Source organism: Faecalimonas sp. LCP19S3_D12 (genome assembly GCF_052121495.1).
Lineage (GTDB): Bacteria > Bacillota > Clostridia > Lachnospirales > Lachnospiraceae > Faecalimonas.
On the sequence record NZ_JBQKED010000013.1, the window covers coordinates 17,626 to 31,151 of the forward strand.

11 protein-coding genes are annotated in these 13,526 nt (G+C 40.4%); all 11 read right to left on the bottom strand.

The annotated features are described in order from the left end of the window. Nucleotides 1–33: 33 nt before the first annotated feature. The 11 genes from ACTQXY_RS05570 to mutL all read right to left on the bottom strand — a co-directional run bounded on the left by ACTQXY_RS05570 (nt 34) and on the right by mutL (nt 13,516). Entirely contained in the window at nt 34–2,934 is a 2,901-nt protein-coding gene (locus tag ACTQXY_RS05570) for a penicillin-binding transpeptidase domain-containing protein (RefSeq protein WP_441658657.1), read from the bottom strand. Further along, the gene (gene mreD / locus ACTQXY_RS05575; RefSeq protein WP_441658658.1) at nt 2,915–3,433 is read right to left on the bottom strand and encodes a rod shape-determining protein MreD; all 519 of its coding nucleotides are present in this window, start codon (nt 3,431–3,433) and stop codon (nt 2,915–2,917) included. The genes ACTQXY_RS05570 and mreD overlap by 20 nt, the downstream gene beginning before the upstream one ends. 17 nt (nt 3,434–3,450) lie before the next feature. Further along, the gene (gene mreC / locus ACTQXY_RS05580; protein WP_441658659.1) at nt 3,451–4,314 is read right to left on the bottom strand and encodes a rod shape-determining protein MreC; all 864 of its coding nucleotides are present in this window, start codon (nt 4,312–4,314) and stop codon (nt 3,451–3,453) included. A gap of 1 nt (nt 4,315) precedes the next feature. Further along, on the bottom strand, nt 4,316–5,338 hold the full coding sequence (locus tag ACTQXY_RS05585; RefSeq protein WP_441658660.1) for a rod shape-determining protein: 1,023 nt from the start codon (nt 5,336–5,338) through the stop codon (nt 4,316–4,318). 18 nt (nt 5,339–5,356) lie between these two features. Continuing rightward, nucleotides 5,357–6,055, bottom strand: coding sequence for a RadC family protein (gene radC / locus ACTQXY_RS05590; protein WP_441658661.1), 699 nt, complete (start codon nt 6,053–6,055; stop codon nt 5,357–5,359). 34 nt (nt 6,056–6,089) lie between these two features. After that, complete coding sequence (locus ACTQXY_RS05595) at nt 6,090–6,350, bottom strand: DUF4321 domain-containing protein (RefSeq protein WP_441658662.1); 261 nt, start codon at nt 6,348–6,350, stop codon at nt 6,090–6,092. Between the two features lie 108 nt (nt 6,351–6,458). After that, nucleotides 6,459–8,060 (bottom strand): FAD-dependent protein, encoded by a 1,602-nt coding sequence (locus ACTQXY_RS05600; RefSeq protein ID WP_441658663.1) that lies wholly within the window; start codon nt 8,058–8,060, stop codon nt 6,459–6,461. After that, nucleotides 8,057–9,292 (bottom strand): aminoacetone oxidase family FAD-binding enzyme, encoded by a 1,236-nt coding sequence (locus ACTQXY_RS05605; protein WP_441658664.1) that lies wholly within the window; start codon nt 9,290–9,292, stop codon nt 8,057–8,059. Before ACTQXY_RS05605 ends, ACTQXY_RS05600 begins: the two co-directional genes overlap by 4 nt. Beyond that, a complete protein-coding gene (locus ACTQXY_RS05610; protein WP_441658665.1) occupies nt 9,289–10,572 on the bottom strand; it encodes a methionine gamma-lyase family protein in 1,284 nt (427 codons plus the stop codon). The genes ACTQXY_RS05605 and ACTQXY_RS05610 overlap by 4 nt, the downstream gene beginning before the upstream one ends. Beyond that, nucleotides 10,560–11,516, bottom strand: coding sequence for a tRNA (adenosine(37)-N6)-dimethylallyltransferase MiaA (gene miaA, locus ACTQXY_RS05615; protein WP_441658666.1), 957 nt, complete (start codon nt 11,514–11,516; stop codon nt 10,560–10,562). The genes ACTQXY_RS05610 and miaA overlap by 13 nt, the downstream gene beginning before the upstream one ends. 8 nt (nt 11,517–11,524) lie before the next feature. Next, entirely contained in the window at nt 11,525–13,516 is a 1,992-nt protein-coding gene (gene mutL / locus ACTQXY_RS05620; protein ID WP_441658667.1) for a DNA mismatch repair endonuclease MutL, read from the bottom strand. Nucleotides 13,517–13,526 lie beyond the last annotated feature (10 nt).

The window sequence follows — 13,526 nt, forward strand, 5'->3', positions numbered from 1 at the left end:
TGCTTTAAAAAGGGTTCTGAAAGTATTCTCCTGTTAATCTCCTCGTATTTCTGAACCAAGTGAAGAAGCGGTTCCGGTTACAAGATCTGAGTCATCCGCAAGGTTAAAATATTTTCTAACCATATCCCGCCCAATCTCAGCTGGATAACCAGAGTTATAGCCATACGCAATACGTGCACTGACTGCAATCTCCGGCTGATCTGCCGGTGCATATCCGACAAATAAAACATGATCGGCATGAGCCTTACTATGCTGTGCGGTACCGGTTTTTCCTGCCATCTTAATTCCACCGTCACGTACACTCTTGAAACGGCTATCTCTTTCTACCATCTGCTCCATACCTTGCTGAATCAGATTAAAAGAAGTACTGCTGATTTCACTTTTTTCGATTTGTTTATATAAGGTAGGCTCAAATTCTTTCACCAGATTACCATCAACATCTTCTATCTTACTTAAAAGTGTAAGATCATATACGGTGCCGCGATTCGCGATAGCTGTTACATATTTTGCAAGCTGACTTGTTGTAAACAAGTTTGTTCCCTGTCCAATTGCAGAACGCACAGCATCTTCATCACTGAGTCGTGGTTCGGATTCTGGAATTTCAAGACCGGAAGTCTCTCCAAGTCCAAACATCTGAGCATATTTTGCAAGTTTATTTGTTCCAACATCTGAAGAGTAATTTCCTTCTGATGACAGACCCAGTCGATAACCTACATCAAAATAAAAGTTATTACAAGAGTGGGCAAGCGCACCAGTTACGGTCAAGTTGCCATGTCCACCAGGATAAATCCAACATTTTGGACTAGGTGTAACATTTTTATATGGACCATAACAGCCAATCGTTGTGCTTCCGGTAATAATACCTTCTGATAGACCAGCGGCAGAGGATACCATCTTATAAGTGGAGCCAGGTGCAGTTGTCTCCTGAGTAGCCTTATTGTAAAAAGGCTGAGAAAGATCTACATATAGTTTATTGTAATAATCAGAATCCATTGTGTTGGCAAGTCTATTGTTATCATATCCAGGATAAGAAACAAGTGCAAGTGCCTTACCAGTTGCAACTTCAGTCATGACAAATGATCCAGTAGAAGGTTCCACACCTAATTGTCCAGGTGTAATCTCCAAACTTGTAATCTTACTTCGAATGAAGTCATACGCAGATACGGCTCCTGCTGAAAGACGATTATATTGCTCTTCGTCAAATGGAAGTACATTCTGCTCATATAACATCATACATACCTGACTGCCTCGAAGAGTACCATCCTTGATCATATATTGGTAAATGAGTTTCTCAAAGCTACTCTCCGTTTTCAAGTAATCACTGATGAATGTCAGGATACCCTGATACAATTCTCCAGCATTGGAATATTTTTCATCGGAAGATACATAATCTTGTATGACAGAAGTATCAATCCAATTCTTTGAGATCGCATAATTCAAATACTGATTCAGATTGATAGACTCATCTGTTTTCCACGCTTTATAGGTCTCGTCATTTGTGTCAATCTTATCCTTCACAATGATTCCTGTTTTGGATGTAAGTAAATCTGCCTCGATATAATTCATATATGCCTGCATTTCTTTTGACAGATCTTTATATGGCTTCGATGATGAAGACTGTAGTTCTGCTATAATTTCATTAATTGCAGAATCAAGACGTTCACTGTACGCCGCGTAGACTGCCTGTTCAGTTGCTTGTGCCTCACTAGTTGCAAAATGGTCAATATCCAAAATCTCATTTGCAAAGAAGGCGTTGTAGATATCTCCAACCGGAATAATAATATCTGAGTTTCCTTCCGGATCTCTCGTATAATCCAATGCCGTAGTCATTTTTTTTAAGATAATACCAGCTAATTTTTCTTCAATCAGATTATAAGCTGTAATCTGCAAATTCTTATCAATGGAAAGATAAAGGTTATTCCCCGCCTTTGGTTCCTTATCTTTCTTACTTTCAATAACTTTTCCTACACTGTCTACATATACTGTTTCTTTTCCTTTTTCACCTTGCAAATATTCATCCATTGTCTGTTCAATACCTGATTTTCCTACAATATCTGTCAGAGAATACGATTTTTGTTGTTCCTCGCTCAACTCGTCATACTCTTCCTGCGAAATCTTTCCGGTGTATCCTAAAATGGATGAAAAATATTTACTATCCGGATAAACTCTCAGCGATTCCTCTCCAATACTAATTCCTTGAAGATCAGATAGATTTTCCATGATGACCGCCACTGTCTCGTCACTGACATCAGAAGCAATGGTAGTTGGAATGTACTTCTGGAAACTGTTCAGATGCATCCCATATCGAATTGTCACAAGCTGAAGCACCCTAGATTTTTCATATTTTTCCTGATCGATTCCAAATCCCCAAGACTTTCCGCGCTTATTTGCACAAAGAAAATCCATTACTTCCTGCGGAGTAGAATTCTTTTCTTTTTCCGACAATTTATCAATAGTTGTGTATCCATAGATATCGGCAAGAAATCGCAGCCTTCTGGTACCTTCAGCATATAGAAATTCATATTCATTATTAGAGTTTAGAATAATTCCAAAATCATTTACGATCGAATCTCCATTCTTTTCCACCATATCAATCACACTATTGATCGTTTTATTTATAAGTTTATTCTTCTGTTTAGTATCCTCATAAGAACCATTGTCTTCAATCTGTACAGAGTAAGCAAGCTTATTTGTAGCAAGCACTTCTCCATTGCGATCAAATATGACTCCTCTCGTTCCCTGTATGTTTTTGGTTTTTTTAATTTTCAGCTTATAATTGTTCAGATAATCTTCTCCTTTTACAATTTGTAAATAGAATACGCGCTGAACTAATATTGCAGACAAAATACAAAAAACAACAATCAGAACAAATAATCTTGATTTTAATACTTCTAGAATAGAATCTTTTAGACGATTAAACAAATTTACTTGCACTCCTTTTTTCTTCTGCTTCTAATTTTTGGTTAATATGCAAAATAAGTTGGTATAAAATTAATGTTACTAAAATAGTATATATTAATTCCGGCATAATAATATGGTTCAAGTAGTAGAGGTAATTGAACCGACTTCTAACAATGAAGAGGAATATATATACAATATGTGCATAGATAAAATCACTTGCCGCAATTAAAATCAACGGAAGTTTGATATCCTCGGCGTAAAAAATCCGTTTAAAAAAACCGTTTACATACCCAATCACCATAAAAATTAATGCATAAAATCCAATCAGCTCGTTAAAGAAAATATCGACCAACAGACCGGACAGGAAGCCGACAAACATTCCTTCCTTTTTTCCTCGCATAAACCCAAATGCTGATGTGATAATAATCAAAAGATTTGGGGTGATAGATGCAAATGCAATTTTTTGAAAAACGGTGCACTCTAATAAAAAGCATACGACGATAATAAAAACGGTGATGACTCTTCTTTTCAAAGCAGTACTCCTTTCTACTATTCTTCCTTCTCTAACATCTCCTCTTTTGTAGTTGTAATGACAAGCACTTCCTGCAAATGTTGAAAATCGACAGCAGGTGTAATATATCCAGATCTTGTAAGGTTATTCGCATCCGTCGTAATTTCACTGACATATCCGATGAGAATACCCTGAAGATATTTGCTGCTGATGTGTGAAGTGACAACCTGTTCCCCTTCTTTTATTTCAGAACCATTATTTGCAAGTTGCTCAAAACGAATCTTTCCATCATTCATCAGCGTCAAATCTCCTTTTACAATACATTTATCTGAAGTTGACAAAATTAATGCGCTGACATTGCTAGAATCATCTATAATCGAACGCACACGCGCCCAATTGGGTCCCACTTCTGTCACAATTCCAACAAGACCAGTTCCAGCCATAACATTCATGTCCTTTTTGATGCCATCTTGCTCACCTTTATCAATTGTAAAAGAACTGAACCAATTACCAGAGTCATTCGCGGTAACATGTGCCCCTACCTTTTTATAATCTGCATAATTTTGGTCTAATGCATAAAGTTCTTGCAGGCGCTCTAATTCATAGCGCTCTTGCTGCAAACGGTTATTCTCAATCGTAAGCTCATCTACTGTTTTCTGCAATTCTTCATTTTCATTTTTTACTTCTGTTAATGTTTCGAAATTTTTTGTCAGATCGCTCATCCACAATCCGATATGATTAATTCCTTTCTGCATCGGAACAATCGTGTAATTTGCTACTGTTCGGAGCGGACCATTCACTTTGTCTGTCACAAGTGACAGGCCCATCAAAATAATACAAATCATTGAAAGAATCAATAACCAGTATTTACTTGCTAATGTCGTTTGATTTTTTGTTTTCATATTATCCCATCCACCTATAATTTTCATCTAACATTGAAAATGTCAATTTTCTCAATTCTTTTGATTGAATGATCTGTTTGAGCCCCTCTACTACACAAAGATCTGGATTCTTAACGGCCTGTGCTTTAATTCCGGTTCTTCCCTCTATGTATTCGGCAAGTCCTTTCATACGAGCAAGTCCGCCTGTGACATAAATTCCATTCTTTTCAATAGATCTTCTCACCTCGGGCGGAGTTCTCTCCAACAGAAAATGAATCTCGCGAATGCATGTCGCCAAAGGTTCTTTCACTGCTGCCCTTACAAGATTGACTGAAATCTCTTTCTGTTGAGGAATACCTGTGATTAAATCTCTTCCGGCAACCTCCATAGAAGTATCTGTTTTTTCATCAAAGATATTAAAATGCTGTCGTAACTTTTCAGCAGTCAATCGCCCAATCAAAAAGTTCGTGTTGTGGCGAACAAGATTGCTGATAGCGTTATCAAATATAGTACCGCCAATCTTTACAAGTTTATTGAAAACCATTCCTCCTGATGCAAGAACAGACAGTTCTGTCGTCTCACTGCCCAAATTTACAATACAGATTCCAGGAGAATTTTGGATATCCAAACCTATTCCAATCGCATCTGCCACTGCCCGCTCTACAACATTCACTTCTTTTGCCTTTGCAGTCGAATGTACGACAAGATCAAAAAATGCCTTTTTTTCCACTTCTGTCACATCTGTCGGAACAGCAACGACATATTTTGAGCCGCGTGCAAAGTGACGCTCTTTTTTTAACAGATTATTCAGCAAATACTGCATATCATAAAAACGTGAAATAACGCCCTCTTTCATCGGAAAGACTACTTCAATATTATCTGGTGCTTTTTCAAACATCTCATATGCTTCGTCACCAACAGAAAAAATCTCCTCTTCGTTTGCAATCGCAATTACATTTTTTTCTTTCCATATTGTGTTCTTTTTTTTATCATAAACTTTAATCTCATAAGTGCCAAGATCCAGCCCATATATATTTCCAAACATTTTATATCCTTTCGATTGCTATAAAAGCCGCTGTTCTGCAAAGCTGATATAACAATTATTACCAATAATGATGTGATCTAACAATTCAATTCCAATCAGATTGCCTGCATCTTTCACTCTTCTAGTCAGCAGTATATCATTTTTGCTTGGTACTGGATCACCACTTGGATGATTATGCATTAGTATAATGGAAACTGCATTCTTTTCAAGAGCTTCTATAAACAATTCTCTTGGCGAAACCAAGGAAGCATTGACTGTTCCCTTCGAAATATCTGTCTCTCCAATGAGCTTTGATTTCGTATTCAGCATCAGAAGTTTCATATGTTCCTGCTTCCGATGACGCAGATCTTCCATATAATAATCTGCGATTGTAGACGGATCTGTAAAAACCAGATTTTTCTTTGCACTCGCTTTCGAGAGACGCTTTGCCAGTTCCGAAAGGCATAAAATCTGAGCTGCTTTTACCGATCCAATTCCTTTTATTGCCTGCAATTTCTCTAATGTAAGCTGATGGACTGCCAAAATATTGTCCTCTTCCTGCTCTGATGCGCGCAGAATAGTTCTTGCCATCTCCAAAGAGTTCATACCTTTCGTTCCAGTTCTTAGAAGAACCGCAAGCAGTTCTGCATTTGACAGTCTCTCCACTCCATAGCGGAGACATTTTTCATACGGCCGCTCATCTTCCAACATTTCTTTTATTGTGCATGTTTGATTCATTCTCTTGTACAGACTCTTTTACATGATAGCGTTGCTATAAGAAGCGATAAATAATTGCAGATATAACAAGTCCAATAATGCTTGCAATTGTTATATTGATGTTCAGTGCGAATGTAATAACCAATATACCGAGATTTAACACAATTGGACTGTCAAATCCAAAAGACTGTCCATAATTTAGCCAAGCAAATCCAGGCATATCTGCTGTAAGCGTTCCTATAAACCCGCCAAGAACAATCCCTGCCAGCATTAAGAGAAATAATGCCCAGGAATTCTTTCCTTTTGCACTCTTCATTTGTACTCCACCTCGTTTCTTACTCCACAAACTTTATTCATTTTACCACAATTTAAAATTGGTGTACATAGTTAACACATTAAATTTTTCTGAATAAATTGTGACGAATCAGTCGAAAAATGTAAATTCCTTCGCGATCACTTCAGCCACTTTTATCCCATCCATCGCCGCAGAAGTAATTCCACCTGCATATCCAGCACCTTCTCCACACGGATAAATACGCAGATTTTCAAGGTGAAGTTCCTGATTTCTGGGAATTCGAACAGGAGAAGAGGTACGGCTCTCCACGCCAGATAACACCGCGTCATCTTTTGCAAAACCATGTATTTGTCTGTCGAACGTTTTTATTCCCTCTTCAATAGAATCCCCGATTTCTTTTGGAAAAATTGCACGAACATCCGCAAATGTGTACGCTCCCTTTATCTGAGGTTCAATCTTTCCAAAATGCTCTGTAACTTTATTCTTACAAAAATCTCCAAAGCACTGTACCGCAACAGCGCCTTTTCCCGCCTGATACGCCCGTTCTTCCAGCAATTGCTGAAATCTAACGCCAGCCAGCGGATGCTCCCAACCATAATCTTTAGGTGTTACCGTCACAATGATCGCACTATTTGCATTTTTGCCATCCCGCGCATGATAACTCATTCCATTTACGGCGAGCCGCCCCTCCTCAGAAGAAGCATTGACGACATACCCTCCCGGACACATGCAGAACGAATAAACACCTCTTCCGTTTTCCAAATTTGCTGCCACTTTATATGAAGCGGCAGGGAGATCATACGGTACATTTTCACCATACTGAGCACAATTTATCATTTCCTGGTCATGCTCCACTCTGACACCTACCGCAAATGATTTAGCGCTCATCGGAATTTGTCTTTCATAGAGCATGGAAAAAGTGTCTCTGGCGCTGTGCCCGATTGCTAGTACAAGTATCTCTGCCGGGCAGCGGATACTTTCAGCATCAGTTGTCACCGTGATTGCCGTAAGCTTGCCGTCTTCCACATGAATATCCGTCATCTGGCTGTGAAAGTGTACTTCCCCGCCCCAATCTAAAATCCGCTGTCTCATATTTTTTACAACTGTAATCAAAAGATCGGTTCCAATATGTGGTTTATGACTGTACAGGATGTCCTTTGGCGCACCGTTTTCCACAAAGATTTCCAGCACTTTCCGGTTCCTTCCAATTGGATCTTTGACAAGTGTATTTAGTTTTCCATCTGAAAATGTTCCTGCACCGCCCTCGCCGAACTGTACGTTGGAGTTTGGATTCAGAACCTGTTCGTTCCAAAATCGTTCCACATCTTTTTTTCGTTCCTCTACAGAAGCGCCACGTTCATACACAACCGGACGATATCCATGCTCGGCAAGCAAATATGCGCAAAATAGTCCTGCCGGTCCGCTTCCGATGACCACCGGTCGGTGTTCCATCTTCTTGATACCGGAATTTGGAAAGTCATAAGGTGTCTCGTGGATGAGTGTCACCTGATTTCCTTTTTGACGTCTCATAATCTTTTGCTCATTTGAAACCTCCACATCCACAGTGTAGACATACATAATATTTGGTTTCTTTCGGGCATCAATGGACTGTTTGCGAATTTTTAAAGATAGTATCTCTTTTTCAGAAATACGAAGTATTTTTGCTGCCTTTTGTGTCAACTCCTCTTTGCCCTTATCTGGAGTCAGTTTTATCTGATTGATTCGAATCATCTTTCCATTCCTTTCGCTGCGTGTTTCCCGGCAAGAAAACCAGTTGCCCACGCCCATTGTAAATTATATCCTCCGCAGATTCCGTCAATATCCATCAGTTCTCCTGTGATATATAAGTCTTTCACAAGAACAGACTCCATCGTAGCCGGATTTATGCTATCTGTGCGGACGCCACCGGCACAAACCTGTGCCTGTTCAAAAGGATTTGTCTCCTCAATCTCCACCTGAAAATGCTTACACAGAGAAAACAATTTTTCCCATTTATCAGATCGGATTTCAGAAGCTTTTATATGCAATGGAATATATGCCTGTTTTAAAAACAACTCGCTTAGCTTACGATTAAATATCCCTACAAAGAAATCCTCTGCCGTTCTATCAGCATGGTGTCGTTTTCGTTCTTCCATCAATATGCAAAACTCGTTGTCATCAGCCTCAGGGAAAAAATCAATCTCTGCTTGCACCAACTTCTTCTCTTTCAGCGCCTTTGCTGCAAATCTGCTGATCTGAAAAACAGGAATGCCGGAAATACCGTAGTTTGTAAGCTGAAGCTCTCCTGTGTCAGCAGCCTGACAATCTCCATCGACCAGCACGGATACCTTCGCATTTGTGCGAACGCCCGCCACCTGTTTAAAATAGCTGCCTTTCCCGCGAAGTTGTACAAGTGCAGGGACAACCGGAGAAATCGTATGACCAAATTGCTTTGCCAATGCATAGCCGCTTCCGTCAGACCCCAATACCGCGGCCGCCTTACCACCTGTCGCCAAAATTACCGCATCCGCACAATATTTTTTGTTTCCCGCCACAACTGTAAATTGCTCTTTTTTTTGTGAAACGGAAGTCACATGCTCATTTAGAACAACATCGACTGAAAGTTTTTCCAATTCCATCACAAGCACATCCAACACTGCGGATGCCTGTTCTGAAATAGGGTAGATATAGCCCTGTCTGCTTTTGGTGAGAACACCTAACGACTCAAAAAAGGAAACTGTCTCTTTATAGCCAAATTTTTTTAACACAGTGTCGACAATCGAGAGATCTTCACCGCGGAAACATTCTGCTGCCATATACTCATTGGTCAGGTTACATTTTCCGTTTCCGGTAGATAAGATTTTCTTGCCGAGTTTATTCTGGTGTTCTATAATTGTCACCTTCGCGCCTTCTCTTGCAGCCGAAATTGCAGCGACCATTCCGGAGGCTCCTCCGCCTACGATGATTACATGTCTTTTTTTCATAACTGTACGATTCCTTTTCTCACTAAATGTTCCAAAGACATGAGAATCCCAAGTTTTGCGTGTGGCCAGGTAAGTCCTCCCTGAAAATAAACTGCATATGGAGGTTTGATCGGTCCGTCGGCACTTAGTTCAATAGATGAACCTTGTACAAATGCTCCGGCAGCCATGATCACATCACTGTCATATCCAGGCATTGCCCAAGGTTCCGGTGATACATAGCTGTCAACTGGTGCGGCAGCCTGAATTCCCTGACAGAATGCGATAACACCTTCCGGTGTGCCAAGTTCCACTGCCTGTATAATGTCATGCCTGCTTTCTGTGCTGTTTGGAATCACAGAAAAGCCAAGTTTTTCATAGATGTTTGCCGCAAAAATGGCGCCTTTTAATGCGCTTCCGACAACTGTTGGTGCAAGGAAAAATCCTTGATAAAAAGACTGCATCACCCCAAGTGAAGCCCCGACTTCTTTTCCAAGTCCCGGCGACGTCAAACGATAAGCACAGTTTTCAATGTATTCCTCTTTACCGGCTATGTAACCGCCAATCGGCGCCAGTCCGCCACCCGGATTTTTAATAAGTGATCCGACAATCAAATCTGCCCCCACATCACTTGGCTCGATTGTCTCCACAAACTCTCCATAACAGTTGTCGACCATACAGATTACATCTGGTTTGATTTTCTTCACAAATGCGATCAATTGTCCAATCTGTGCAACGGAAAAGCTTGGACGTGTCTGATATCCTTTCGATCTCTGAATTGTGATCAGTTTTGTCTTCTCATGAATTGCTTTTTTGATATTTTCATAGTCAAATGTGCCATCCGCTAACAGATCTACCTGTCGGTATATGATTCCATATTCTGCAAGAGAACCCTTTGATTCACGGATTCCAATTACTTCTTCCAGTGTGTCATACGGTTTTCCAACCGGAGAGAGTAATTCATCTCCCGGTCTTAAATTGGCGCTCAGTGCAAGTGCAAGTGCATGTGTCCCACAGGTAATCTGCGGACGTACCAAAGCAGACTCTGTGTGAAATGTTTTTGCATAAACTTCTTCCAGCGTGTCACGTCCCTGATCATTGTATCCGTATCCGCTTGCATAATGAAAGCAGGCTTCATTGACACGACTTTCCTGCATCGCGCGAATCACTTTCAATTGATTAAATTCTGTCACCTTGTCAATCTGCTCAAAACGATCTTCCAGTGACTTTTCTATTTCTTTTCCAAACTGACATACTTTTTCTGAGATTCCAAGCTCTCTATACATCTCTGTCATTTCAAACATATATAAGGTATCCTTTCTTCTATTTTCTTAATCATCGCATCTACGACTTTGGCTTCATTATGATCATATTGACTTTTATCAATCCAGATCACATCACGTTCTCTTCGAAACCAAGTGAGCTGCCTCTTTGCAAAATGCCGTGTGTCTCGTTTTAAAATATAGACCGCTTCCTCAAGTGCACAATTGCCGTCAAGATAGTCCAAAACCTCTTTATAACCAAGTCCTTGCATGGAGACCATATCTTTTGTATATCCCCGTTCTTTTAACGACTGAACTTCCTCCAATAATCCATCCTGCACCATCTGATCCACACGCAGATTGATGCGGTCATACAAAAGTTTTCGATCATCTGTCAAAACGAAGTAGCAGAAATCATAAGGCGACTCCTTTGCCCGTTCTGTCTCATTATGCTCGGAGATTTTCTGTCCGGTCTGCTTGAAAAACTCCAATGCCCGAATAACACGTTTTACATTGTTTGCATGAATCATTTCAGCAGATTTTTCATCCACCTTTCGAAGTTCTTCATGGAGATATTCGGCACCTTTTTCTTTTGCAAGCCGCTCTAATTCTTCTCGGTAAAAAGAATCTTCATTGCTTTCTGTAAAGTCAATGTCATAGAGCAATGCCTGAATGTAAAATCCGGTTCCACCTACCACAATTGGAATATGTCCATTTGCGTAAATCTTTTTCATTGCCTGTTTTGCCATCTCCTGAAAACGCACTACATGAAATTCTTCATCCGGTTCTAGCTCATCAATCAAATAATGAGGTACTCCCTGCATCTCTTCTGAGCGGATCTTGGCGGAACCGATGTCCATGTATTTGTAAACTTGCATGGAATCGGCTGAAATGATCTCCCCACCGATTTTCTTTGCAAGCTCGATAGACGCTTTTGTTTTGCCGACTGCCGTCGGCCCTGTTAAAATAATAATTGGTTTCTTCATAGTTATCCCTACACAATTCTTTTGAATTTCTTTTCCAATTCTCGTTTTGTCATGGCGATAATTGTCGGTCTTCCATGCGGACAGTGATATGGGTTTTCAAGCTCCAAAAGTTCACCGATCAAGGTTTCTACCTCAGCGGCAGATAGACGAGAATTTCCTTTCACCGCTGCTTTACAGGACATCGATGCAACTTTTTCAGCAATAATATCCGGTGCAAGAGACGAATGAATTCCGTCGACAAGCTGATCAAGCATCTCTGTAAACAATTCTTTTTTTGCAATGCTAAACAGATTGTCCGGAACTGCTCGAATTGCATATGAATCTCCGCCAAATGGCTCAATCTCAAATCCGATATTTGTAAAAATATCTATATGTGTATTCAGTGTTTCTTCCTCCTGCATCGAAAGATTCAAGATGATAGGAGGGCTTAAATATTGAGAAGTAAACTCCCGGTCTTTCATGCCGCGAAGCGTCTTTTCATACAATACGCGTTCATGGGCGGCATGTTGGTCAATGATATAAAGCTGTTCATGAAACTCCACAAGCCAGTATGTTTCAAATAATTGTCCAATGATTTTATATTCCTGTACCGCCTTTTTGGTAAGCAGTTTTTCTTCGAAGAAATCCAACTGCTTTTCTGTTACAACCGACTTCTTCTCTCTTGTCGCAATCGCCTGTTCAGGCATTGGTTCTTTTGGAACTGTCAGTTGTTCAGGCGCTGGTTCACTTACAGCTATCGGTTGGCTTGCAGGCAAAGCTTCATAGTTGACGCTTTCTTGAACGACTGATGGCTGAGGAGTTGGCTTCACTTCCACCGCTTGCTGGTGGTATGCAGTCACCCTCTCCCGCATTTTTTTCATAAAATAATCCAGATTTTTTTCTTCCTCTATAACCGGTGGTTTTCTTTCTTCTCTGACTGGCGTCATTGGTTGCTCTTGTTTTTGCTCGACAATTTTTTCTGCTTTCACAGGAACTTCTTTTGTCTCAGGAAGTTCCACCCTTGGAATCAGTTCCGGTTCACTTAATGTCTGCTTCAGAGCATTGTAGACAAAATTGTACACGCCCTGCTGATTGCTGAAACGAAGCTCCATCTTCGTCGGATGCACATTGACATCCAAATCAGTTCCATCCATTGTAAAATGCAGTACCGTAAACGGATACTTGTGCTGCATCGTAAAGTCTTTATAGGCATCTTCGATTGCCTTTGCAATAATGTTACTTTTGACATAACGTCCATTGATAAAATAATTCTCGTAATTTCGATTTCCGCGGGAGATAATCGGTTTTCCGATGAATCCCTGTACCTGCATTCCGTCAATCCTTTCGTTGGTTTCCAATAGATTATTAGCAATATCCCGTCCGAACACATGATAAACAATATCTTTTAATTTCCCGTTTCCGGAAGTGTGCAGTTTTTCCTGACCATTGTTGATGAATTGTATAGATACCTCCGGATGAGACAATGCAAGTCTTGTCATCAGTTCACTGACATGACTTGCCTCCGTCATCGGCGTTTTTAAAAATTTTCTTCTTGCAGGTGTATTGTAAAAAATCTGATGTACAAGAAATGTCGTTCCATCCGGTGCACCAGTGTCTTCTATGGCTTTTTCTGCACCGCCCTCAATCCGATAACGGGTTCCGGTCACTTCATCTTTTGTCTTTGTAATCAGTTCTACCTGTGCGATCGCAGCAATACTTGATAGCGCTTCCCCTCGGAATCCAAGTGAAGCGACCGTGGTCAGATCGTCTACTGAACGGATTTTGCTGGTAGAGTGGCGCAAAAACGCAAGCGGAACTTCTTCTTTTGGAATGCCGCATCCATTGTCCGTAATCCGTATAAAAGAAATACCACCCTCTTTAATCTCGACAGTGACCGCACTCGCCCCCGCATCAATAGCATTTTCTACCAACTCTTTTATAATAGAAGCAGGACGCTCAATCACCTCTCCCGCCGCAATTTTATCGATTGTAATTTGATCTAAAACTTGAATATTTGCCATAAATACTTCC